This is a genomic window from Leisingera sp. McT4-56 (assembly GCF_020514995.1).
GTDB lineage: Bacteria > Pseudomonadota > Alphaproteobacteria > Rhodobacterales > Rhodobacteraceae > Leisingera > Leisingera aquaemixtae_A.
Window position 1 is genome coordinate 587,921 of sequence record NZ_JAJALF010000001.1, and the last position, 24,336, is coordinate 612,256.

The window sequence follows — 24,336 nt, forward strand, 5'->3', positions numbered from 1 at the left end:
GCCATGTGCTAACGCACGCGCATGACCCGAGAGCTGACCATCCCCCGCCCCGACGACTGGCACCTGCATCTGCGCGACAGCGCGATGCTGCAGGCCGTGCTGCCCGAAACCGCCCGCCATTTCGGCCGCGCCATCATCATGCCGAACCTGGTGCCGCCGGTGGTGACCGGGGACCAGGCCGCCGCCTACCGCGACCGGATTCTGGCAGCGCTGCCGGACGGCATGGCGTTTGAGCCCTTGATGACGCTTTACCTGACCGAGGACACCGATCCCGAAGACGTCGCCGCGGCCCATGCCTCCGGCTTGGTGAAAGCGGTGAAGCTGTACCCTGCAGGCGCAACCACCAATTCCGCCTCCGGCGTGCGCGATTTCGACAAGGTGCGCCCGGTGCTGGAAAAGATGGCCGAGATCGGCCTGCCGCTGTGCACCCACGGCGAGGTCACCGACCACGACATCGACATCTTCGACCGCGAGGCGGTGTTCATCGACCGGGTGCTGGACCCGATCCGCAAGGCAACCCCCGGCCTGCGGGTGGTGATGGAGCATATCACCACCAAAAACGCGGCGGAGTATGTGGCCAGCCAGGACAAGGATCTGGGCGCGACGATCACCACGCACCATCTGATCATCAACCGCAACCACATTCTGGTCGGCGGTATCAAGCCGCATTACTACTGCCTGCCGGTGGCCAAGCGCGAAGAGCACCGGCTGGCGCTGCGCGCTGCCGCGACCTCCGGCGACAAGCGCTATTTCCTCGGCACCGACTCGGCGCCGCACACCGACCCCAACAAGGAAAGCGCCTGCGGCTGCGCCGGCTGTTTCACCGCCACCAACACCATGTCCCTGCTGGCGCATGTGTTCGAGGAAGAAGGCGCGCTGGACAAGCTGGCGGGCTTTGCCTCGGAACATGGCCCGGCGTTCTATGGCCTGCCGGTGAGTGCTGAGGCAATGACCCTGACCAAGGGCGACGCGCCGGTGGCGTTCCCGGAAAAGATCGAGACCGGCGACGGCCCGGTGACGGTGTTTGATCCGGGGTTTGACGTCTACTGGAGTGCCGAATAGCAACACTTGTTAACCATCCGGTAAGAATATCTGCCTTGTCCCTTGCTGGGAATCAGAGGCCCTTTGCAATCTTCGGGCCATTGATTTCCGCCAGCTGTTGCAGCTGGCTTTATACCAGTAAGGGGCAAGTACATGACGACATTTACATTCACTGGCGTGCGCGTTGACTTTGTGAACGGCAACGACGATTTGGTCGGGCCGGCCGACGCCGAGATTACGGTTCCGTCCGGATCCGCAACCTTTTCTTACTCAATCACAGGCGAAGAAGACCCTGGCGTTTCCCATATCGACATTTCGGACAATATCATCCAGGCGATAGTTGACGACATCAACCTGGACGACCCGAGCATCACCATTCTTGAGGAATCGACGCTGATCACCGAGATTGAGTGGTCGGGGGGCACCAGCGTTGTTCTGATCCTCAACCTTAAAACCGGGCCGGACACCGATACCGAGTTCTACTTTGTTCTCGACGGGCCCGCGCTTCCGCAGCCGGACACTCTTCAGGATTGGCTGGACTTTGCGGATTCCATCGACAGCTTTGATGTTCCGACCGGCGACTTCGGGCCAGGCGCCGATATTCCCTGGTCCACCATTCCGGGCGTCGAAATCACCCAGGAAGACGAGTTCTACGGTACCCCGGAGGATGACGTCTACAACGGCGGTGCAGGCGATGACTTCTTTGTAAGCTCCGACGGCGCTGACACCTACCGGGGCGGTACCGGGTTCGATCAGGTCGCCTACACCTGGGACGACAATGGCGTCACCGCAAACCTCAAGACCGGAACCGCGACCGATGGCTGGGGAAACACCGATACCTTAGTGAAAATCGAAATGCTCCGCGGCTCTGCTTATGCTGACAAGTTCATCGGCAACGGCGGCCGCAACATCTTCCGCGGTCTGGAAGGCGAGGATACGCTGAACGGCGGCGGCGGCCGGGACGAGGTGCGTTACGACCGCGACGACCGCTACGGCGGCTCTGAAGGGGTCACTGTCAAACTGAACAAGGGGTTTGCCATCGACGGGTTCGGCGACCGTGACACCCTGCGCAATTTCGAGGATGTGCGCGGGTCGGAATTCGGCGACAACATCACCGGTAACGGCGGCCGCAACGAGTTGGAAGGCCTGGGTGGCAATGACACGCTGAACGGGCTGGGCGGCAACGACACGCTGCTTGGCGGTGCCGGCAACGATGTGCTGAACGGCGGCGCGGGCAACGACACGCTGAAGGGCGGCGGCGGCCGCGACAAGCTGATCGGCGGCGCAGGCGACGACCTCCTCAGCGGCGGCGGCATGGCAGACCGCTTCATCTTCAAGGGCAGCTTCGGCAACGACACCATTACCGACTTCCAGACCGCAGGCACCAAGGAGAAGATCGTCCTGTCCCAGATCGCGGAGATCACCTCCTTTCAGGATCTGACGGACGAACACCTGACCGAAGTTGACGGCAATGCGGTCATCAGCGACGGCAACGGCAACACGATCACCCTGGACGGGGTCGCGATGGCCGACCTGACAGCAAACGACTTCATCTTCTGATTTGCGCCCTTCCTGCCGGGCCGCTGCTTTTGCGGCCCGGCGGGCTTTAAAACACCTTCCGGGGACTTCAAAACGGCTTCCTTCCGGGCTATGGACAGCAAAACCGCTGCCGCAAAGGATGCCCGCTGCCATGATCCCGACCTCCTATCCGTCCAAAGAAGAAATCGCCCGCCTGTCGGCCCGGATGCTGCTGGAAATCGGCGCGGTGAACTTCAACACGGATGAGCCCTACACGCTCGCGTCCGGCCTGCCCTCGCCCAGCTACATCGACTGCCGCAAGCTGATCTCCTTTCCGCGGATCCGCACCACGCTGATGGATTTCCTCACGGTGACCGTGATGCGCAACGCGGGTTTCGAGGCGTTTGACAATGTTGCGGGCGGCGAAACCGCTGGCATCCCCTTCGGCGCACTGGTGGCCGAGCGCATGGCCCTGCCGATGACTTATGTGCGCAAGAAGCCCAAGGGCTATGGCCGCAATGCCCGCATCGAAGGGGTAATGACCGAGGATCAGCGCGTGCTGCTGGTGGAGGACATGACCACCGACGGCGGCTCCAAACTGTCCTTTGTCGATGCGATCCGCGAAACCGGCGCCTCCTGCGGCCATACCGCGGTGATCTTCTATTACGACATTTTCCCCGAGACCACCAAGCGCCTGGGCGACCACGGCGTTGAGCTGCATTACCTGTGCACCTGGTGGGATGTTCTGGCCGAAGCCAAGGCGCAGAAGAGCTTCAGCGACGAGACGCTGGCCGAGGTGGAGAAATTCCTGAAGGACCCGCGCGCCTGGCAGGAAGCCCATAAGGCATAAGGCAGTTTCAGGGCGCGCAGCGGCGGGCAGACTGCCCGCCATTGCGCCGCCGGAAGCCGCACAGGCAGACAATCGCCTTACGCAAGGGAAAGCGTTATAGGACGGGCTGTGGACAAGCCCGCCCCGAATCGCTTCCCGCGAAGGTTGAAGCATAGATCTTGAGGCCTTCCCAAGCGGCACCGCATCATGTAGCCTGAATAGGACAGGCTTGCTGGCCTATCATGGTAAACGGCCCACAAACCTTGCGCGGTTATCCACAGGGCATCCACAGAGATTCCCAGATAGGAGAAACCCGCGCGGCACCGTATAAGCGGGCCGAGTGACGAGAGCAGTGATGAACGAGATTACCCCTTTCGACGGCGACATGCCGCCCCCCGCCCCCTTGCCTGAGCCCGCCCCGGCTGAGACCGCGATGCCGGACAATGAGCTGCCGCATTCGGTGGAGGCGGAACAGCAGCTGCTGGGCGCGATCCTGACCAACAACGAGGTCTACGACAAGATCGCGCTGATCATCGACTCGTCGCATTTCTACGACCCGGTCCATGCCCGCATCTACGAGGTTGCGGCGGCGCGGATCTCCAAGAACGCGCTGGCCTCGCCGGTGACGCTGAAGGCGTTCCTGGAGGACCACGAAGGGCTGAAGGAACTGGGCGGGCCGGCCTATCTGGCCAAGCTCGCGGGCGCCTCGATCTCCGCCTTTGCGGTGCGGGACTATGCGCAGATGATTTACGACCTGGCGATCCGGCGCGAGCTGATCGCCCTGGGCCAATCGATTTCAGACAAGGCACGCCGCGTTGACGTGGCATCAGAACCTAAAGAGCAGATCGTCGAGGCAGAGCAGGCGCTTTACCAGCTGGCAGAGCAGGGCCAGACGGAAAGCGGCTTCAAATCTTTCCTGAAGGCCGTCACAGAAGCGGTCAATGTGACCAACGAGGCGTATCAGCGGGGTGGCGGCATGGCCGGCATCTCGACGGGCCTGATAGACCTCGACAAGCAACTAGGCGGCCTGCATCCCTCGGACCTTCTCATCCTCGCAGGCCGCCCCTCTATGGGTAAGACGTCGCTGGCGACCAACATCGCCTTCAACGTCGCCAAGGCATATAAACGCGGTGTGAAGCCGGACGGCAGCGAAGGCGCCATCGACGGCGGCGTGGTCGGCTTCTTCTCTCTCGAGATGAGCGCCGAGCAGCTGGCAGGCCGTATTCTGGCGGAAGCCTCGGAAATCTCTTCGCACAAGATCCGCCAGGGTGACATGACAGAGGGTGAATTCCGCCGCTTTGTGCAGGCGGCGAAGGACCTGGAAAGCTGCCCGCTGTTCATCGACGACACGCCGGCCATTCCGATCTCGCAGCTGGCGGCCCGCGCCCGCCGTCTGAAACGGACCCACGGGCTGGACCTCCTGGTGGTCGACTACCTGCAGCTCTGCCGCGGCATGTCGGACAACCGAGTGAACGAGATCGCCGAAATCTCCATGGGGATGAAGGCGGTCGCCAAGGAATTGAACATCCCGGTGATCGCGCTGTCGCAGCTGTCGCGCCAGGTGGAAAGCCGCGAGGACAAGCGCCCGCAGCTGTCGGACCTTCGGGAATCCGGCTCGATCGAACAGGACGCCGACGTGGTGATGTTCGTGTTCCGCGAGGAATACTACAAGGAGCGGGAAAAGCCCGGCGACCACGAGCTGGAAAAGATGGAAGAGTGGAAGCAGGCAATGGAGCGGCTGCACGCCAAGGCCGAGGTGATTGTCGGCAAGCAGCGCCACGGCCCCATCGGCACGGTGGAGCTGTCGTTCGAGGCGCAGTTCACCCGCTTCGGCAACCTCGCCAAGTCCTGGCAGCAGGACTACGAGGAACACTGATCCCGGCCCGCGCGGCCCGGATCGCGGAATTTCAGTGCCAAGGCCCGGCGGCCCCTGCGTCCGCCAGGCACCGGCACCAGCCCGGTCCTGCCCCCCGCTGGACCGGGCTTATTTGTTTCCTGCAGGCAAGCCTCCGCCGCCATTCCGGTTTTTCCCCCTTGACCTGCGGCCTCCCCGTGTCATGAACACCGCATGAGCACGGCAAGATTGACAATCAACCTGGATGCGCTGGTCACCAACTGGCGGAATCTGGATGCGCTGACCACCTGCGAGACCGCAGCCGTGGTCAAGGCGAACGGCTATGGCCTGGATGCAGGCCGGGTGGGCAAGGCGCTGGCCAAGGCGGGCGCCCGCAACTTCTTTGTGGCAGCGGCAGAGGAAGGCGGCGCGCTGCGCCGTGCGCTGGGGCCGGGTCCCGGCATCTCGGTGTTTTCCGGCCACATGGAGGGCGACGCCAAGCTGCTGAAGGATTTCCAGCTGACGCCGATGCTGAATTCGCTGGATCAGATGCTGAGCCATTTCGAGGCGCTGCCGGGCCACCCGTTCGGGGTGCAGCTGGACAGCGGCATGAACCGGCTGGGGATGGAGCCGGGCGAATGGGCCGCGGTGGCGGAAATCGCCCTGGGCCAGAACCCGGTGCTCTTGATGTCGCATCTGGCCTGCGCCGACGAGCCAGAACACGCGATGAACGCGCAGCAACTGCAGGTGTTCCGCGAAATGACCGACGGGCTGGAGATTCCCCGCTCGCTGGCCGCAACCGGCGGCATGCTGTTGGGCAAGGACTACCACTTCGACCTCTGCCGCCCCGGCGTCGGCCTCTATGGCGGGATGCCGTTCAAGGACGCGGTGCCGGTGGTGCAGCTGGACCTGCCGGTCATTCAGGTGCGCGACCTGGAGGTGGGCGAGACCGCCGGCTACGGCAACGCCTGGACCGCCCGGCGCCCGAGCCGTATCGCCACCGTTGCCGCCGGTTATGCCGACGGGCTGCACCGGGCGATGGGCGCGGGCGGCATCCAGGTCTATGCCGGCGAAACCCCCTGCCCTGTTGTGGGCCGGGTCTCGATGGACATGATCACCGTCGACGTCACCGATCTGGCAGAGGTGCCGGACATGCTGGCGATCCTCAACGAGCGTCAGACGGTCGACATGCTGGCCGATGCGGCAGGCACCATCGGCTATGAGATCCTGACCTCCTCCGGCCACCGCTCCGCACGGACCTATCTGGGATGAACCCGCTTGCCCTCCTGGCCCGGCTGGGCCGCACGGCGCTGGCGTCGCTGGCCGCGGTTGGCCGTGCGGCGCTGTTTGCGCTTTCCGCCTTCAGCCACATGGTCCGCCCGCCCTATTACCCGCGCGAGTTCCTGCAGGCGCTGTTGAACGTCGGCTGGCTGTCGCTGCCGGTTGTCGGCCTCACCGCGATTTTCACCGGCGGCGCGCTGGCGCTGCAGATCTATGCCGGCGGCGCCCGCTTCAATGCCGAGGCGGTGGTGCCGCAGATCGTTGCCATCGGCATGGTGCGCGAGCTCGGCCCGGTGCTGGTCGGCCTGATGATCGCCGCGCGCGTGACCTCCTCCATCGCGGCAGAGATCGCCACCATGAAGGTGACCGAGCAGATCGACGCGCTGGTGACCCTGTCCACCCACCCGATGAAATACCTGGTGGCGCCGCGAGTGCTGGCGGCCCTCATTACGGTGCCGGTTCTGGTCGGCACCGGCGACATCATCGGCATCATGGGCGGCTATACGGTGGCGGTGCAGAACCTTGGCTTCAACGCCGCCGCCTACCTCAAGAACACGGTCGACTTCCTGGAACCGCTCGACATCATCTCCTCGCTGGTCAAGGGCGCCGCCTTTGGCACCATCGCGGCGATGATGGGCTGCTACTACGGCATGCAGTCGGGCCGCGGCGCCCAGGGCGTGGGCCGCGCCACCAAGGGCTCGGTGGAATCCGCCGCGGTGCTGATCCTGGCCGCCAACTTTGTCCTGACGGGGGTATTCTTCTCGCTATGATCCGCATGGAAAACGTCCACAAGGCCTTTGGCGACAACCGCGTGCTCAACGGCATGAACCTGGAGATCGCCAAGGGCACCTCGATGGTGATCATCGGCGGCTCCGGCACCGGCAAGTCGGTGGCGCTGAAGAGCATCCTGGGCCTGATCCAGCCGGATTCGGGCGAGATCTATGTCGACGGCAAGCCCTCCGGCTCCGGCGACCGCGACAAGTTCCTGGCGCGCTTCGGGATGCTGTTTCAGGGCGGCGCGCTGTTTGACTCGCTGCCGGTCTGGCAGAACGTGGCCTTCCGCCTCTTGCGCGGCGCGCTGAAGCGCCCGGTGGAGGAAGCCCGCGGGATCGCCATCGAGAAGCTGCGCCGGGTGGGCCTGCGCGCCAATGTCGCCGACCTCTTCCCCTCGGAGCTGTCCGGCGGCATGCAAAAGCGCGTCGGCCTCGCCCGCGCGATTGCGGCGGAGCCGGAAATCATCTTCTTTGATGAGCCGACCACCGGTCTCGACCCGATCATGTCCGGCGTCATCAACGACCTGATCCGCGAGATTGTGGTGGAGATGGGCGCCACCGCGATGACCATCACCCACGACATGACCTCGGTGCGCGCCATTGCCGACAACGTGGCGATGCTGCATGGCGGGGTGATCCAGTGGACCGGCCCGGTGGCTGAGATGGACCACTCTGGCGATCCCTATGTGGAGCAGTTCATCCACGGCCGCGCGGAGGGGCCGATCGAGGCGGTGCGGTAACGCCCGCTTCTTCTTCGCTCAACTACTCCCGCCGAAGGCATCAAACACGAGGCCAGTGCCTGTCCGCGGGCGGAAGCGTAGCGCCCGCCGTTTTGCCGGAGGCAAACCTGCGGTTTGACGGGGCGGACGGGCGCTGGCCGGACCGCAAGCGTCCCGGCTGATGCCGGCCGCTCCCGTTTTCCCCCTTTCAAATCAGCAGGGAAACACACAAGTCTTGGCAGAACCGCAGATAACGAGCCGCCATGACCCTCCGCCTCCTCACCCTGTCGCTGCTGATCCTCTACCCCGTCGCCTGGTTTGCGCCCTTGATGCGGGCGGGGCTGCTGCCCATCTTCGGCCTCAGCGAGATTTCGGTGATCACCGGGCTGCAAAGCCTTTGGGGCAGCGACGCGGTGCTGGCGCTGATCGTCACCTTCTTTGCGATCTTCGCCCCCTACCTCAAGACCATCGGCACCGCGCTGGTGCAGTGGGATCTGCTGGACGCGCGGGTGCAGAAAGTGCTGCATGTGCTGGGCAAGCTGGCGATGGCCGACATTTTTCTGATCGCGCTCTACATCACGCTGGCCAAGGGCATTGGCCTTGCCACCATCGAGACCGCCTGGGGGCTGTATCTGTTCACCGCCTGTATCCTCGCTTCCATCGTGCTGGGAATGCTGACGGAGCACGCCGCCAAGGCGCAGCGGGAAACCGGCTGACCCCTTGATCCGGGGCAAAACCGCGCCATTTCATAGAGTTCGACTCGTTTACCGCACGGAACCGGCATGCTGTGCCCTCCTGCAGGGCTCCCCCTCTGGCCACCGGGCCCGGCAACTGTTTCGTATTGCTGCTGGAGGGGGCGCTATGTCCGGCATTCAACCCATCCTGTTCACCGCGCAGACCGTGCTGATGCGGCTGTCCTTCCTGCTGATCTGCCTCGCCGCCGCAGCGGCGCTGGCGGCAACCGCGCTGGCGGCGCTGGGGGTATGGCCCTGGCTGTCGCTGCAGGCCGGGTTGGACGGCGGCGTTCACCCGCAGGCCGGCATGATTGCGCAGATCGCGCTCACGGTTCTGGCAGTGATGCTGGTGTTCTTCCTGCCCGCAAACGGGCGCATCCTGGCGCTGGAGACCTCGCACCGGCGGTTTGCGCTCAGCATGGAGGATGTGCTGCAGGCCTATCAGCTGGCCCATGCCGGCGACCGTGCGGGCGTGTTTACCCTGGCCTCCGAATTTGACGCGGTGAAGGAGCGGCTGGCGTTTCTGCGCAGCCACCCGGACCTTTCCGGACTGGAGCCGGATGTGCTGGAGGTGGCGGCGCAGATGAGCCAGGTGAGCCGCGAGCTGGCGGAGACCTATTCCGATGCCAAGGTGGCCCGCGCCCGCCAGTTCCTGAAACAGCGGCAGGAGGAGCTGGAGACCTTCAAGGCGCGGCTGGAGGATGCCCAGATCATCATGCAAGAGCTGCGCCAGTGGACCCGAGACGTGGAGATCGAGGAAAGCATCGCCAAGTCGCATCTGGTCCGGCTGCGCGGCGAACTGTTCGAACTGCTGCCGGAACTGTCGGCCCAATTGCAGGGCCAGCCGGACGGGTCGGACCCCGAAGGCGGCAGCGTGGTGCCGATCCAGCCGCCGCGCCGCGCCGACTGAATCTCTGCCACCGCAACTTTCGGGGGGCTCTGCCCCCGGCCCGGACGGGCCTCCCCCGGGATATTTTCAGCCGGATGAAAAAGGGATCCTCTCTTCATCTGGCCCAAGATATCCCGGAGCGCGAGGCAGAGCCTCGCATCCTGCGGCGCCGCACGCGCAGCCTCTTGAACAAAAGGGAAACATCTGCCACTGATCAGTGCCATGGCAAAATCATCTTTCTCCTGCTCCGCCTGCGGGGCCAGCTTTTCGAAATGGTCGGGCCGCTGCGAGGGTTGCGGCGAATGGAACACCATCACCGAGGATCAGGGGCTGTCCTCCGGCCCCTCCAAGAAGTCGCTGGGCGTCAAGCGCGGCCGCACCATCCAGCTGACCGATCTGTCGGCGCGGGAAACCCCGCCGCCGCGCGCCTGTTGCGGCGTCGGCGAGCTGGACCGGGTGCTGGGCGGCGGGCTGGTCGCCGCCTCGGCCATCCTGGTGGGCGGCGATCCGGGCATCGGCAAGTCCACATTGCTGCTGCAGGCGGCGGCGCGGTTTGCCCAGGCCGGCGTCAAGACCGTCTATGTGAGCGGCGAGGAGGCATCGGCCCAGGTGCGGATGCGGGCGCAGCGGCTGGGCCTGGCGGATGCGCCGGTGCAGCTGGCCGCGGAAACCAACCTGCGCGACATCCTGACCACGCTGGAGGCGGAGAAGCCGCAGCTGGCCATTATTGATTCCATCCAGACCATGTGGGCGGATCATGTGGACAGCGCGCCCGGTTCCGTCAGCCAGGTGCGGGCGGCGGCGCATGAGCTGACCACATTCGCCAAGCGGCACGGGATTTCGGTGATCATGGTCGGCCATGTCACCAAGGAGGGCCAGATCGCAGGCCCGCGGGTGGTCGAGCATATGGTCGACACCGTGCTTTATTTCGAGGGCGAGCGCGGCCATCAGTTCCGCATCCTGCGCGCGGTCAAGAACCGCTTTGGCCCGGCGGATGAGATCGGCGTCTTTGAAATGACCGGCAGCGGCCTCAGCGAGGTGATCAACCCTTCTGCCCTGTTCCTGTCGGAACGGGGCGAGCCCTCGCCCGGCTCGGTGGTGTTTGCCGGCATCGAAGGCACAAGGCCCGTGCTGGTCGAGATGCAGGCGCTGATTGCGCCCTCGCCCCATTCGCAGCCGCGCCGCGCCGTCGTCGGCTGGGACAGCTCGCGGCTGGCGATGATCCTGGCGGTTCTGGAGGCGCGCTGCGGCATCCCCTTTGCCGGGCTGGACGTCTATCTGAACGTGGCCGGCGGCATGAAGATTTCCGAGCCGGCCGCCGACCTTGCCGTGGCCGCAGCGCTGCTGAGTGCGCGGGAGGACGTCGCGCTGCCCGCCGATACGGTGGTTTTCGGAGAAATTTCGCTATCCGGCGCGCTCCGCCCGGCGCCGCAGACCGAAAACAGGTTGAAAGAGGCGCAAAAACTTGGTTTCACGGCGGCGATTGCCCCTGGCGGCAGCAAAACCGTGTCCGTGAACGGCCTGAATTTGCGAAAATCGGGCGATCTGGCAGGTTTTGTTGGCGAATTCTTCGGGGCCGGTTAAAGTCGCAAAAAATTTGAGATCGCAGGCAAACGGGCGAGGGACATGGAAGGTTTCACAATCATCGACGGGGTCGTTGCCCTGGTCATTGTCGTATCGGCGCTGCTGGCCTATTCGCGCGGTTTCGTGCGCGAGGCGATGGCAATTGCCGGCTGGATCGCCGCCGGCGTCCTGGCCTTCATCTTTGCCCCTCAGGTGGAGCCGCTGATGGCGGAGATCCCGGTGGTGGGCGAATTCATCGCCGACAGCTGCGAATTGTCGATCATCGCCGCCTTTGCGGCAGTGTTCGCCCTGGCGCTGATCGTGGTCTCCTTCTTCACGCCGCTGTTTTCCACCCTGGTGCAGCGCTCGGCGCTTGGCGGGCTGGACCAGGGCGCGGGCTTCTTCTTTGGCGTGCTGCGCGGCATCCTTTTGGTCGCCATCGCCTTCTTCCTGTATGATGTGGTGATGACCGGGCAGAGCTTCACAATTGTTGACGAAAGCCGCTCAGCCGTGGTGTTCGAACGCATGACCGGCAAGATCGAGGAGCGCAATCCGGAACAGGCCCTGGGCTGGGTTACCGAGCAGTATGAATCGCTGATCGGCGCCTGCGGCCAGTAATTCCAAGGGATTACCACCATAGGATTGTAACGCGGGCGCCCCATGGGCGCCCGTTTTGCTTTGATTTCAATGTGTTCACAAGGTTATCCACAGGACGCCTGTAAAGCAGTTAACACGGCAATTTCGCATTAACACCTTGTTAACCAAAAGGAATCGGCCTCTGAGGGGCTTTCCCGGGCGTCTCAATAATTGCGTCAAGTCTTAACAAATCCTCACCCTGGCCGGCCGAAAGGTTAACAATCCCGCTGAAAAACCAGCTTTTGTCCCCAAAAAATCGCGTCATCCCGAAATGGGACGCAAGCCTGCCCCAATTTGGTCCCAATTCGGGGGCCACATGGCTTCAACGGCAAAACGCCAGGCCAAAGACGCTCAGAAGGGACACCAAGATGCAGCTGGATCACACCACAGATTTCGCCGACTACCTGCCGGTTGATGTGCTGCTGCTGGCCAATCCCCTGCCGCGCACCCCTGCCCCTGCACCCAAGCGCGCCCGCATCCGCAGCGGCGGCTTCCTGCCCGATACGCTGGTGGAAACCGAAGAAGGCTTCAAGCAGGCCCGCGACGTGAAACCCGGCGACATGGTGTTCACCTTCGACGGCGGCGCCCAAGAAGTGAAAGCGGTGAAGCACGCGGTGCCGCGCCTGACCACCCTGATGCACATCCCGGCCGGCGCGCTTGGCAACGACACCGACCTGATGCTGCCGTCGGACCAGAAGGTGGCGCTGGAGATGGACACCGCGGAACGCCTGTTCGGCCTGCCGGTTGTGGTCGCGAAACTGATCGCGCTGAGCGGCTACAAGGGCATCAGGGCCGCGGCGCCGGAACGCCTGGGCCGCATTCATTTCGAGTTCGAAGAGGAAGAGCTGGTCTGGGCCGAAAGCGGCATGCTGCTGCCCGCCGGTGACACCGCCGAGGACTCCGCCTTCCACCAGCTGTCGCTGACCGAGACCCGCCAGGTTCTGGCCAGCGACGAAGGCCGCGCGCTGTCGCAGACCGGCATGGGCGAAGTTGACGCCCGCCTGCCCGGTCCGCTGGACAACCTGCTGGACCGTATCCTGGCGGCCTAATCCCAGAGCCAGCCTGCAAGACATTCCCTCCCCCCTCGGGCCCGCCTTCGTGCGGGCCTTTCCTTTGGTGCAGCTGCCGGAGGCAATGGCTTCATTTCCGGCGGGGGACAGCATCTTCAAAAGCCTGCCCAGCGGCGCCGCGCACAGAACGCACGTTCCGCATACAGGGTGTTTCCCAAAAAAATTTGCCCGGGGAAATTATGTATGCCAGCATCCCCTCAGGCGCCAAAGGCACCGCAGAGCAACCGGCGCCCGGTATTTAGGGAGGATTTGACGATGAACTTGCGGCCTGACCCAACATTTCACGCAACACCCAAGCTTGCTATGGAAGCCCCGGCGGAAAAGCTGGCCTTCACCTTGATGCTGAGCCCCGATTTTTCCCAGCCCGACGGGCTGGCGGTGGTGGATGTCGACCCGGAGTCAGACACCTACGGCCAGATCGTGCACCAGCTGATCATGCCCAACAAGGGCGATGAGTTTCATCATTTCGGCTGGAACGCCTGCTCCTCCTCCCTGTCGCCCTTGTCGGGCCATGCGTTTCTGGAGCGGCGCTACCTGATCATTCCCGGCATCCGCTCCAGCCGGATCTACGTGGTGGACGTGAAGGAGCCGCTGAAGGCCAAGATCCACAAAATCATCGAGCCGGAGGAGGTCTTTGCCAAGACCGGCTATTCGCGCCCGCACACCATCCATTGCGGCCCCGAGGGGATTTATGTCTCCACCCTGGGCGGCGGCGGTAAAGACGGCACTGACGGGCCGCCGGGCATTTTCATCATGGATTGCGAGACCTTCGAGATCCTAGGCCGCTACGAGATGGACCGCGGCAAGCAGGACAAGCACTATGATTTCTGGTGGAACCTGCCGCGCGACTACATGGTGAGTTCGGAGTGGGCACTGCCGCCGCAGTTCGAGAACGGCATCGTGGCGGAGGACCTGCTGAGCAACAAGTACGGCCATTCGATCCATTTCTGGAACCTGCGCCAGCGCAAGAACGTGCAGACCATCGATCTGGGTGAAAACCACCAGATGGCGCTGGAAATCCGCCCCGCGCATGATCCCTCGCGCGATTACGGGTTCTGCGGCGTGGTGGTGGACACCACCAACCTGCAAGGCTCAATCTTCACCTGGTGGCAGAAGGACGACGGCACCTTTGATGCCAAGAAGACCATCACCATCGACCCGCGCCCGGAAAAGGCCGAAAACCTGCCGCCGCTGCTGCAGGGGTTTGAGGCGGTGCCGCCCCTGGTCACCGACATCGACCTGAGCCTGGACGACAAATACCTTTATGTGGCCTGCTGGGGGCTGGGCGAGATGCATCAGTACGACGTCTCCGACCCGATGAGCCCGAAGCTGGCCGGCAAGGTCGAGCTTGGCGGCATCGCGCGCGGCGCCAAGCACCCGAACGGCAAGGATTTTGCCTATGGCCCGCAGATGGTGGAGATCAGCCGCGACGGCAAGCGGGTCTATTGGACCAACTCGCTTTATTCCACCTGGGACGACCAGTTCTACCCGGACAGCGGCGGCGGCCAGATGGTGATGGCCAACGTCGGCGAAAACGGCGGGCTGGAGCTGGACAAGGACTTCTATGTCGAGTTCCCCGAGGGCTACCGCAGCCACCAGATCCGGCTGGAAGGCGGCGATTGCTCCACCGACAGCTTCTGCTACCCCTCCGTCTGACGCGTGGCAGAGATCAGCACGGCGGCGGCCCTTTGGGGGGCCGTTGCGCTTTCGGGTGTGTATCACGGCGTGAACCCCGGCATGGGCTGGCCGCTGGCGGTCTCGGCGGCGCTGATGGACCGGTCGCAGGGCAGCCTGTGGCGGGCGCTGGCCGCGCTGGCGGCAGGGCATCTGCTGGCAATGGCGGCGGTGCTGTTCCCGTTCTCGGCGCTGCTGGTGCTGGCCGAATGGCAGCGCGAGATCCAGATCGGCGCCGCCTGCCTGGTGATAACGCTGGGGCTCTATCTGCTGTGGAACCGCCGCCACCCGCGCATGCTGGCCCGGGTGCCGCCGTCGCGGCTGGCGCTGTGGTCGTTCCTGGCGGCGATGGCGCATGGCGCCGGGCTGATGCTGGTGCCGATCTATCTGGGGATATGCGCCACGGCGGAGACCGACGCGGGCCATGCTGCCGCCGGGACGCTGATGACCGGCAGCGCGGGCATCGCCGCGCTGGTCGCGCTGGCGCATACCCTGGCGATGGCGCTCGCGGGCGGTGCCATGGCCTTTGGCGTCTATCACTGGCTGGGGCTGAAGTTCCTGTCCCGCGGCTGGTTCAACCTGGATCTGGTCTGGGCGCTGAGCCTGGTCCTGGTCGGGGCGGTGTCGCTGCTGACGCTGCATTGATGCCGGCGGCCTGTCCTGCCCGCACATTCGCCAAACCGCCCCTATTGCCGCAGCGCAGAAGGGAAATGTGATCCTTTGATGACAGCAGCGGCGAAAGCCTCTATGTGAGGGCGCGAACAGGAAACGGATTCGGAGCCACACCGCCTTGCCGCTGCTGCAGACGCTGCCCGCCTGCCCTTGTGGACCTGACCTGATGCGCGCGGCGCCGGGGCACAGGGCTGCAACCGGCCATCAGGCTCCGGACGCATGGCCGGCAGGGGCCTTTGGCGCGGCCGGATTGGCGCAGGCACGGAAAAATGCGCTAGACTGCCGCCAGCACCGCTTCCATCAGCCATCGAACAGCAAAGCCTAATCGGGATTGGAGCCAGCCAATGTGCGGGATTTTGGGGATCGCAAGCCGGGACACGGAAGTCTTTGCGGAGATATATGACGGGCTTCTGATGCTGCAGCACCGCGGCCAGGACGCCTCGGGCATCGTGACCTACACCGGCGAGTTCTTCCGCGAGCGCAAGGCAAACGGGCTGGTCAAGGATGTGTTCGGGCCGTCGGACGCGGAAACCCTGACCGGACGCGTCGGCATGGGCCATGTGCGCTACCCCACCGCGGGCTCCCTCAGCGCCGCAGAGGCGCAGCCGTTTTTCGTGAACGCGCCTTACGGCATCTACCTGGTCCACAACGGCAATATCACCAACACAGCCGAGCAGCGCGAGAAAGTGACCGGCAAGTACAGCCGCCACCTGCGCACCACCTCCGATTCCGAAATCCTGCTGAATGTCTTGGCCGACAAGGTGGCCGATGCGATCAAGGTCAATGGCAACGCCGAGCCGATCCGCAACATCTTTGCCGGCGTCAAGATGACCATGGAGCGGGTTCAGGGCGCCTATTCGGTGCTGTGCATGATTGCCGGTGTCGGCATGCTGGCCTTCCGCGACCCGCATGGCATCCGGCCGCTGTCGCTGGGCAAGCGCCCCGCGCAAGGCGAAGGCGATGATTACTGCATTGCGTCTGAGGACGTGGCGTTCGGCATCAACGGGTTCGAGAAGGTCCGCGATGTGAAGGCCGGCGAAGCGGTGCTGATCGACCTCGACGGCAACCTGCATACCTTCCAGGCGGTCGAGGGCAAGCTGACCCCCTGCATCTTTGAATATGTCTACCTGGCGCGCCCGGACTCGATGATGGACGGCGTCTCGGTCTACAAGACCCAGCTGCGCATGGGCCAGGCGCTGGCCAAGCAGATCCAGGAGTCAGGGCTCGAAATCGACAGCATCATCCCGGTGCCTGATTCGGCCCGCCCCGTGGCGCTGGAAGTCGCCAACTCCACCGGCATCCGCTACCGCGAGGGGCTGGTGAAGAACCGTTACGTGGGCCGCACCTTCATCATGCCCGGCCAGGCGGAGCGGCAAAAATCGGTGCGCCGCAAGCTCAATGCGATCCCGCTGGAGTTCAAGGACCGCAACGTGCTGCTGATTGACGATTCGATCGTGCGCGGCAACACCATCAAGAAGATCGTGCAGATGTGCCGCGAGGCCGGCGCCAAGAAGGTCTATATCGCCTCTGCCTCGCCGCCGGTTGTGTACCCGAACGTCTATGGCATCGACATGCCGACCAAGCATGAGCTGATCGCAAACGGCCTCAGCATCGAGGAAATCCGCAAGGAGCTGGGCGCGGATGCGCTGTTCTACCAGAAGCTCGAGGACCTGATCTGGGCGGCGCAGGAAGGCAACCCGGACATCCAGGGCTTCGACTGCTCCTGCTTTGACGGCAACTACATCACCGGCGTCACCGAGGAGTATCTGGCGGCGCTGGAAGGCAGCAGCCGCGTCAGCGCCAAGATCAAGGACATGCCGGCGCCCGGCGCCTCCTGGAACGCATCCAAGCTGGCCACTGGCTGACCCCCTGCCAACAGGGGTTTGAACTTCCGGCCGCATCCGCGTATGAGGGCCTGGAATTCTGCATGGGGAGGCGCTGGCCGTGACGGCCCGCGCCTTTTCCTATGATCCTGACGAAAGGCCGCCCCTTGGACGCGCATCTTGCCCGCATGCTGACCTCTCCGCGCCAGTGCCGCTGCTGCGGCGCAACTTTCGCGCAATTGCTCAGCCTCAGCTGCGACCGGCCCGACATCTGCGCCGAGGATATGGAGGTGGAGGACAACTCCGCCGTGCTGGCCACCCGCGGCGACATCCTGACCGAGGATTTCTGCCGCCTCGGCGATCTGCGCTTTGTCCGCGCGGTGCTGGCGATACCGCTGTCCGGCACCCGCGGCGAGGAGTTCATCCTGGGCACCTGGGCCAGCCTCAGCCGCGATGATTTCGACGCCTATCTCGACCTCTTCGAGATGCGCGAGACCGAAAGCCTGGGCGACCGCCCGGCCTGGCTGGCCAATGCCATCCCGCCGGATATGCCGATGCCTGCAGGCTGCATGCTGGAAATGCGCCCCGGCGGCCAGTACCCGGAGCTGAAGGTGAACGAACAGAACCACCCGCTCTATCCGCTGCAAAAGGACGGTGCCGCGCTGGAGGAGCTGCTGGAGCTGCTCTATGCCTACGGCCACGACCTGCCGTCACTGGTGTTTGACGCCTGATTCAAGGGCTGCCCGGCCCGGCATTTGACCGCGCCCGCTGGTTTCGGCGCTGTTCCTCTCATTTTCCGCCTCTGCCCCGCGGCTTTCCGCCGAGGCCCGTCGGCGCAGCATTGCCCCGCTTGATGCGCCCGTCCCGGCACGCCAGATACGCCCGGATCGACGAAGGACGGAAAACATGGCGAATGAACAGACCTCCGCCAAGGTTGCGGGGCTTGCAACACAGACCAACGCGGTGAACCGCAGCAACCTGAGCCTGCTGGGCCTCTACGGGCCTGAGAACAGCATGACCGCGCTGATCCGCCTGCCCTCGGGCCGGACCCGCGCCGTCACCCGCGGCACCCGCCTGTCGCAGGGCCAGGTCGTCGCCATCGACGCCCATGGGCTGGTGCTGAACCAGCGCGGCGAAACCAAGCGCCTGGTGATGCCGGGCAGCTGATCACGCCGCGTTTGCCGCAAATTCCTGCAACGGTATTTGCCAGGGATTTCCGAAAATTCCCGGCCCGGCCCGCCGCCTCTTGACCTGCCCGCGCGGGCGGCCCAAGAAGGCGGCCATGACAGACAAAATCGCTCTCATCACCGGTGCATCGCGCGGCCTGGGCTCGGCCCTGGCCGAGGCGCTTGCGCCCACCCACCACATCGTTGCCGTCGCCCGCACCACCGGCGCGCTGGAAGAGCTGGACGACCGCATCAAGGCGGCCGGCGGCTCTGCCACCCTGGCGCCGATGGACATCACCGTGCCGGAGGCGATGGCGACGCTCTGCCGCGGCATCCATGACCGCTGGGGCAAGCTGGACCTGTGGCTGCACACCGCGATCCATGCCACCGCGCTGTGCCCGGCGCCGTCGGTTGCGCCCAAGGACTGGACCAAGGCCGTGGCGATCAACGCCACCGCCACCTCGGTGCTGATCCCCTATGTGGCGCCGCTCCTGGGCCAATTGGGCCGCGCGGTGTTCTTTGACGACCCCAGGGCGGGCGAGAAGTTCTATGGCACCTACGGCGCCACCAAGGCGGCGCAGATGGCGCTGGCCCGCAGCTGGCAGGCCGAGACGGAGCGCACCGGCCCCAAGGTGAAGATCCTGGAGCCGAAGCCGATGGCCACGGCGCTGCGCGCCCGCTTCCACCCGGGCGAGGACCGCGATGCGCTGACCCCGATCCAGGACGAGGCCGCGCGCCTGCTGCCGCAGATCCTGGCGGACTGACGCCTGAGACCAGCGCCGCGCCGCGCTTCTGCGCGGCGCTTGGCCCAACGCTTTGGACGGCATCTCTTGATGCAGGCAAAAGGGGCGGGAGCCCGCCCCGCCTGTTGCCTCCCTGCCCCGCTTTGCGGCGGATGCCGCTTCTCCTTGCGAAAACCTTGCCCCCTTCTGGCACAGGTCCTATTCAATCGAAAACCCGGTTGAAGACGGCAGGCACCCCATGCGCATTCTGATCACCAATGACGACGGCATCAGCGCCGAAGGCCTCAAGGTTCTGGACGCCATCGCCCATGAGGTTGCAGGCCCGGACGGCGAGGTCTGGACCGTGGCGCCTGCGTTCGAGCAGTCCGGCGTCGGCCATTGCATCAGCTACACCCGCCCCACCATGCTGAGCCAGCTGAGCGAGCGCCGCTTTGCCGCAGAAGGCTCGCCTGCCGACTGCGTGCTGGCCGGCATTCATGTGGCGATGCACGACCAGAAGCCGGATCTGGTGCTGTCGGGGGTAAACCGCGGCAACAATTCTGCTGAGAACGCGCTCTATTCCGGCACCCTGGGCGGCGCGATGGAGGCGGCGCTGCAGGGCATCCCGGCGATGGCGCTGTCGCAGTATTACGGCCCCGCCAACCGCGAGACCGAAAATCCGTTTGAAGCCGCCGCGGTGCACGGCGCGGCGCTGGTCAAAAGGATCCTGGCCGCGCAGCCGCAGGAAAGCCAGGATTACCGGCTGTTTTACAACATCAATTTCCCGCCGGTGCCGGCGGCGGATGTGAAAGGCGCCCGCGTCGCGCCCCAGGGCTTCCGGCGCGGCACCCATTTCTCGGCTGAGGAGCAGCTGTCGCCGACCGGCCGCCGCTATTTGTGGATCCGCGGCGGCAACCAGCATGTGGAGACCACCCCCGGCTCCGACGCGGCGGTGAACCTCGACGGCTATATCTCCGTCACCCCGATGCGCGCCGATCTGACCGCCCAGGACGCGATGGACGCACTGAAGGCGATTGAGGGCACCGGCGCATGAGCGGGCCCGACGCGCAAACCAAGATGCAGTTCGTCTACTCCGTGCGCTCGCGCGGGGTGACCGACCAGAAGGTGCTGGAGGCGATCGAGGAGATCGACCGCGGGCTGTTCGTGCGCGGCATCTTCTCGGAACGCGCCTATGAGGACGTGCCGCTGCCGATTGCCTGCGGCCAGACCATTTCGCAGCCTTCTGTGGTGGGCATGATGACCCAGGCGCTGCAGATTTCCCCCCGCGACACGGTGCTGGAGGTCGGCACCGGCTCCGGCTACCAGGCGGCGATCCTGTCGAAGCTGGCGCGCCGGGTCTATACAATCGACCGCCATGCCCGGCTAGTGCGCGAGGCACGGGCCGTGTTCGAGCAGCTGCAGCTTGCCAATGTGACCTCGCTGGTGGGCGACGGCAGCCACGGCCTCAGCGAGCAGGCGCCTTTTGACCGCATCATCGTGACGGCCGCCGCCGAGGACCCGCCGGGCCCGCTCTTGGCGCAGCTCAAGACCGGCGGCGTCATGGTGCTGCCGGTGGGCCAGTCGGACCACGTCCAGACCCTGATCCGGGTGCGCAAGACGGAAGACGGGCTGGAGTATGACGAGCTGCGCCCGGTGCGGTTCGTGCCCCTGCTTGAGGGTCTGGGGAAAGACACGTAAACTGGCGGCGGATTTCAGCGCATGCGCAAACCGCATGGGCTATAGTGATTGACGCGAGAGAATCCCCGGGAAAAAGGGGAACCGTGTTTTGAGGAGAGCGAAATGACCCGGACCCCCCACTCCCGGACCGCATTCCGCGGGCTGCCCCGCGCACGGCTGCTGGCGCTGCTGCCGCTGGCCGGGGTGCTGGCCGCCTGCCAGGGCCCGCTGGACTATGACCTGCGCGGCCAGCTTGGCGCCTTCAACACAACCAGCGCGGCGCAGACCGCCACCGCCAACCGCCCGTCCCCGGATGGCCGCGGGCTGATCACCTACCCCTCCTACCAGGTGGCGGTGGCCCAGCGCGGCGACACGGTTGCGGATGTGGCCGCCCGCATCGGCCTGCCGCCGGAGGAAGTCGCCCGCTTCAACGGCATGCAGACCGGCGACAAGATGCGCCAGGGCGAAGTGCTGGCGCTGCCGCGGCGCGCGCCCGGCAGCCTGCCCGGAGGCGGCACCCCCGGATCGGTGGATATCGCCACCCTGGCGGGCCAGGCCATCGACACCGCGCCGCTGACCTCCCCTAACCCGGGATCGGTGACCACCACAGAAATCCAGCCCGCTCCCAAGCCGCAGCCCGCCAATGTGCAGGCCGGGCCGGAACCGGTGCGCCACAAGGTAAAGCGCGGCGAAACCGCCTATACCATCTCGCGGCTTTACCAGGTGCCGGTGAAATCGCTGGCGGAATGGAACGGCCTGGGCAGCGATTTCGCGGTGCGCGAAGGCCAGTTCCTGCTGATCCCGCTGAAGGAGGAACCGGCGGCACAGCTGGCCCCGGCGGCAGCGCCTGTGGCGGTGACCGAGCCGGGCGCAGGCAGCCAGACGCCGGTGCCGCCCAGCGCCAGCAAGCCGCTGCCGGAAGAACAGGTCACGCCGGCCGCGGTCAAGCCCGCGGCTGAGAGCCTGCCCAAGCCGGCGCTGCCGGAACCCACCCGCGCCAGCAGCGCGGCGATGGAGTATCCGGTGCAGGGCAAGATCATCAAGACCTACGCCAAGGGCCGCAATGACGGCATCGACATCGCCGCCGCTGCCGGCGCGCCGGTGATCGCCGCCGAGGCGGGCACCGTCGCCGCGATCACCAAGGATTCCAACAACGTGCCGATCGTGGTGATCCGCCACAGCCAGAAGCTGCTGACGGTTTACCAGAACGTTGACAACATCACCGTCAACAAGGGCGACAGCGTGGCCCGCGGCCAGCGCATCGCTTCGCTCCGCGGCGGCGACGACGCCTATGTGCATTTTGAGGTGCGCGACGGGTTCGAGAGCATCGACCCGCTGACTTACCTGAACTGACGGCGGCAAGGACCTGTTAACAAACAAAAGCCCGGCTGATTGACCGGGTTTTCTTGTTTTTATTTTTGCCCTGCGCAAGCAGGCCAATGCCGCCGGGTCAGCGCAATGCCACCCCGTGCCGCCCGGCCAGATCGGTAAAGAACTGCCACGCAACCCGGCCCGAGCGGGCGCCGCGGGTGGCCTGCCACTCGATCGCCTCGGCGCGCAGGTCCTCCGCGTCCACTTTGACGCCATAGGCCGCGCAGTAACCCTCGATCATCGCCAGGTATTCGTCCTGATCGCAGGGGTGGAAGCCCAGCCACAACCCGAACCGGTCCGACAGCGAGACCTTCTCCTCTACCGCTTCCGACGGGTTGATGGCGCTGGAGCGTTCATTCTCGATCATGTCCCGCGGCATCAGGTGGCGGCGGTTCGAGGTGGCGTAGAACACCACGTTTTCCGGCCGCCCTTCGATACCGCCGTCCAGCACCGCCTTGAGGCTCTTGTAATGCTGGTCGTCATGACTGAACGACAGGTCGTCGCAGAACAGGATGAACCGGTGTTCAGAGCCGCGCAGGTGCCCCAGCAGCCGCGCCACCGAGGGCAGATCCTCGCGCTGCAGCTCCACCAGTTTCAGGTCCGGGTGATCCGCCGCCAGCGCGCCGTGCACGGCCTTCACCAGGCTTGACTTGCCCATCCCCCGCGCGCCCCACAGAAGCGCGTTGTTGGCGGCAAAGCCTTGGGCAAACCGCCGCGTGTTCTCCAAGAGCGTATCGCGGGAGCGGTTGATGCCCACCAGGAGGTTCAGATCAACCCGGTTCACGGCCTCCACCGGCTCCAGCCGCTCCGGCCCCACATGCCACACAAAGGCACTGGCCGCGTTGAAATCCGGGGTTTCCAGCGGCGCGGGCGACATCCGCTCCAGCGCCTCGGCAATGCGGGTCAATGCGATCTGGTCCATGGGGTGCCTCCCTTCGTCATCGGGCCGTCAGTTGCCGGATTTCAAAGCATGTTCAGGGGCAAGCGGCAAGGGGGAGAACCCCCGGCTGGGCAGAAGTATCTTCGATGTTCCCGCCGGTGGGATCCGGGCGGCCCCGTTTGCAAAGCAGCCCCGCGCCGCATCCGGTCTTGGACCGCCGCCAGACTTCAACACCTGTTCGGATGCCGGTTCAAAGGATAGTCTGCTTCCATGGATGCCGTAACCGAACTCTCCCGCTGGATGATGACCGAAGGCCGCCGGTCCGGCGATCCGGTCAAGGTCGTGTCCCGCTTCTGCACGGAACTGATTGCGGCCGGCGTGCCGCTGTGGCGGGTCAATATCGGGCAGCGGTTCGCGAACCCGCTGCTGATTGCCTGGGGGGTGGTCTGGACGCCAGAGAGCACAGAGAGCTACGACGTCACCCATGATGTGATGCTGACGGACAGCTATGTCGGCAGCTCCTTCGAATACATCCTGGCCCACCGCCGCCCGCTGCACAAAAGCCTGCGCGGGCTCGACCCGGAGGCCGATCACATTTCCTATCATGAGTTCGCGGAGGCTGGCGGCACCGACTACTATGCCACGCTCTTGTATTACGGCGACGAGTCGATGCACGGCTGCACCTTTGTTACCCAGTCGGACAGCGGCTTCACGGCGGAGAACCTGCAGATGATCGAGGCCTCCCTGCCCGGCCTTTCCTGCGCCCTGGAACCCGTCACCATGCGCAAGTCCTCGCGCAGCCTGCTGCGGACCTATCTGGGCGATGGCCCGTCAGACGCGGTCTGGAACGGATCGATCAAGCGCGGCGAGCGCACATCGCTGGAGGCCGTCGTCATGTTCACCGACCTGCGCGGCTTTACCGCTTTGTCCGACCGCGCCAGCGAGGAAGAGGTGTTCGAGACCCTGAACACCTATTTCGATGCGGTCGTGCAGGCGGTTGAGGAAGCAGGCGGCGACGTGCTGAAGTTCATGGGAGACGGCATTCTTTCCATCTTCAGCGTCGCTGACGGCAGCAGCCGCGCAGGCCAGTGCCGACAGGCAGCACGGGCGGCGCAAGAGGCCCTGTCCGGGCTGGCCAGAGTGAACGGCACCCGCGCTGAAACCGGCAGGCCGCCGCTGGACATCGGCATCGGCATCAATGCGGGCCGGGTCAGCTATGGCAACATCGGCAGCCCCGGCAGGCTTGATTTCACCGTGCTCGGCGCCGCGGTGAACCTGGCGAGCCGGATCGAGGGGCTGACGAAATCCACGGGACATTCCGTTCTTGCATCCACCGCTGTCGCCGCGGCTGCCCCGGATCTGTTCGCCAGTTGCGGATACCACAGCGTGCGCGGGATTTCCGATCCGATAGAGGTGTTCTGCCTGCGCGGCCCCGGCGCATAGAAAGATGCGCCTGATCAGGCG

Annotated in this window: 23 protein-coding genes; 22 read left to right on the forward strand and 1 reads right to left on the reverse strand. The window is 65.0% G+C overall.

The annotated features are described in order from the left end of the window. Window positions 1-21 precede the first annotated feature (21 nt). The 21 genes from pyrC (at window position 22) to LHL23_RS02950 (ending at window position 21,974) form a co-directional block, all read left to right on the forward strand. A complete protein-coding gene (pyrC, locus tag LHL23_RS02845) occupies window positions 22-1,062 on the forward strand; it encodes a dihydroorotase (protein WP_226428723.1) in 1,041 nt (346 codons plus the stop codon). A 132-nt stretch (window positions 1,063-1,194) separates the two neighbouring features. Further along, window positions 1,195-2,601: a calcium-binding protein gene (locus tag LHL23_RS23460; protein ID WP_264181122.1), complete on the forward strand. Its 1,407-nt coding sequence runs from the start codon at window positions 1,195-1,197 to the stop codon at window positions 2,599-2,601. A 130-nt stretch (window positions 2,602-2,731) separates the two neighbouring features. After that, window positions 2,732-3,409 carry an orotate phosphoribosyltransferase gene (locus LHL23_RS02860; protein ID WP_222475134.1) on the forward strand — a complete coding sequence of 226 codons (678 nt, stop codon included), beginning with the start codon at window positions 2,732-2,734 and terminating at the stop codon, window positions 3,407-3,409. Window positions 3,410-3,743: 334 nt separating this feature from the next. Next, window positions 3,744-5,264 (forward strand): replicative DNA helicase, encoded by a 1,521-nt coding sequence (locus LHL23_RS02865; protein ID WP_226428724.1) that lies wholly within the window; start codon window positions 3,744-3,746, stop codon window positions 5,262-5,264. Window positions 5,265-5,456: 192 nt separating this feature from the next. Further along, entirely contained in the window at window positions 5,457-6,494 is a 1,038-nt protein-coding gene (gene alr, locus LHL23_RS02870; RefSeq protein ID WP_226428725.1) for an alanine racemase, read from the forward strand. Beyond that, window positions 6,491-7,273 carry an MlaE family ABC transporter permease gene (locus LHL23_RS02875; RefSeq protein ID WP_222475131.1) on the forward strand — a complete coding sequence of 261 codons (783 nt, stop codon included), beginning with the start codon at window positions 6,491-6,493 and terminating at the stop codon, window positions 7,271-7,273. The genes alr and LHL23_RS02875 overlap by 4 nt, the downstream gene beginning before the upstream one ends. After that, window positions 7,270-8,016 carry an ABC transporter ATP-binding protein gene (locus LHL23_RS02880; RefSeq protein WP_226428726.1) on the forward strand — a complete coding sequence of 249 codons (747 nt, stop codon included), beginning with the start codon at window positions 7,270-7,272 and terminating at the stop codon, window positions 8,014-8,016. Before LHL23_RS02875 ends, LHL23_RS02880 begins: the two co-directional genes overlap by 4 nt. 242 nt (window positions 8,017-8,258) lie before the next feature. Then, window positions 8,259-8,711: a paraquat-inducible protein A gene (locus LHL23_RS02885; protein WP_226428727.1), complete on the forward strand. Its 453-nt coding sequence runs from the start codon at window positions 8,259-8,261 to the stop codon at window positions 8,709-8,711. Between the two features lie 145 nt (window positions 8,712-8,856). Beyond that, window positions 8,857-9,639, forward strand: coding sequence for a DNA repair protein (locus tag LHL23_RS02890; protein WP_226428728.1), 783 nt, complete (start codon window positions 8,857-8,859; stop codon window positions 9,637-9,639). 201 nt (window positions 9,640-9,840) lie between these two features. Next, window positions 9,841-11,202, forward strand: coding sequence for a DNA repair protein RadA (gene radA / locus LHL23_RS02895; protein WP_222475122.1), 1,362 nt, complete (start codon window positions 9,841-9,843; stop codon window positions 11,200-11,202). 42 nt (window positions 11,203-11,244) lie between these two features. Continuing rightward, window positions 11,245-11,799, forward strand: a complete 555-nt coding sequence (locus LHL23_RS02900; RefSeq protein ID WP_222475120.1) for a CvpA family protein — start codon at window positions 11,245-11,247, stop codon at window positions 11,797-11,799. A 386-nt stretch (window positions 11,800-12,185) separates the two neighbouring features. Next, window positions 12,186-12,866, forward strand: a complete 681-nt coding sequence (locus LHL23_RS02905) for a Hint domain-containing protein (protein WP_226428729.1) — start codon at window positions 12,186-12,188, stop codon at window positions 12,864-12,866. A gap of 276 nt (window positions 12,867-13,142) precedes the next feature. Next, on the forward strand, window positions 13,143-14,543 hold the full coding sequence (locus LHL23_RS02910) for a selenium-binding family protein (protein ID WP_222475118.1): 1,401 nt from the start codon (window positions 13,143-13,145) through the stop codon (window positions 14,541-14,543). A 3-nt stretch (window positions 14,544-14,546) separates the two neighbouring features. Next, window positions 14,547-15,206 (forward strand): hypothetical protein, encoded by a 660-nt coding sequence (locus LHL23_RS02915; RefSeq protein WP_226428730.1) that lies wholly within the window; start codon window positions 14,547-14,549, stop codon window positions 15,204-15,206. A 371-nt stretch (window positions 15,207-15,577) separates the two neighbouring features. Continuing rightward, on the forward strand, window positions 15,578-17,098 hold the full coding sequence (gene purF, locus LHL23_RS02920; protein WP_226428731.1) for an amidophosphoribosyltransferase: 1,521 nt from the start codon (window positions 15,578-15,580) through the stop codon (window positions 17,096-17,098). Window positions 17,099-17,199: 101 nt separating this feature from the next. Beyond that, window positions 17,200-17,787, forward strand: a complete 588-nt coding sequence (locus tag LHL23_RS02925; RefSeq protein WP_226428732.1) for a DUF2199 domain-containing protein — start codon at window positions 17,200-17,202, stop codon at window positions 17,785-17,787. Window positions 17,788-17,962: 175 nt separating this feature from the next. Next, entirely contained in the window at window positions 17,963-18,223 is a 261-nt protein-coding gene (locus LHL23_RS02930; RefSeq protein WP_222475115.1) for a hypothetical protein, read from the forward strand. Window positions 18,224-18,338: 115 nt separating this feature from the next. Beyond that, window positions 18,339-18,986, forward strand: coding sequence for an SDR family NAD(P)-dependent oxidoreductase (locus LHL23_RS02935; protein ID WP_226428733.1), 648 nt, complete (start codon window positions 18,339-18,341; stop codon window positions 18,984-18,986). Between the two features lie 217 nt (window positions 18,987-19,203). After that, window positions 19,204-19,998, forward strand: coding sequence for a 5'/3'-nucleotidase SurE (gene surE / locus LHL23_RS02940; protein WP_226428734.1), 795 nt, complete (start codon window positions 19,204-19,206; stop codon window positions 19,996-19,998). After that, on the forward strand, window positions 19,995-20,642 hold the full coding sequence (locus LHL23_RS02945; protein WP_222475110.1) for a protein-L-isoaspartate(D-aspartate) O-methyltransferase: 648 nt from the start codon (window positions 19,995-19,997) through the stop codon (window positions 20,640-20,642). The genes surE and LHL23_RS02945 overlap by 4 nt, the downstream gene beginning before the upstream one ends. A gap of 102 nt (window positions 20,643-20,744) precedes the next feature. Continuing rightward, window positions 20,745-21,974, forward strand: coding sequence for a M23 family metallopeptidase (locus tag LHL23_RS02950; RefSeq protein WP_226428735.1), 1,230 nt, complete (start codon window positions 20,745-20,747; stop codon window positions 21,972-21,974). A gap of 97 nt (window positions 21,975-22,071) precedes the next feature. Here the strand turns inward: LHL23_RS02950 and LHL23_RS02955 are convergent, their stop codons facing one another. Beyond that, window positions 22,072-22,914: an ATP-binding protein gene (locus LHL23_RS02955; protein WP_226428736.1), complete on the reverse strand. Its 843-nt coding sequence runs from the start codon at window positions 22,912-22,914 to the stop codon at window positions 22,072-22,074. Window positions 22,915-23,142: 228 nt separating this feature from the next. Between LHL23_RS02955 and LHL23_RS02960 the strand changes: the two genes are divergently transcribed. After that, window positions 23,143-24,315, forward strand: a complete 1,173-nt coding sequence (locus tag LHL23_RS02960; protein ID WP_226428737.1) for an adenylate/guanylate cyclase domain-containing protein — start codon at window positions 23,143-23,145, stop codon at window positions 24,313-24,315. Window positions 24,316-24,336: the final 21 nt, after the last annotated feature.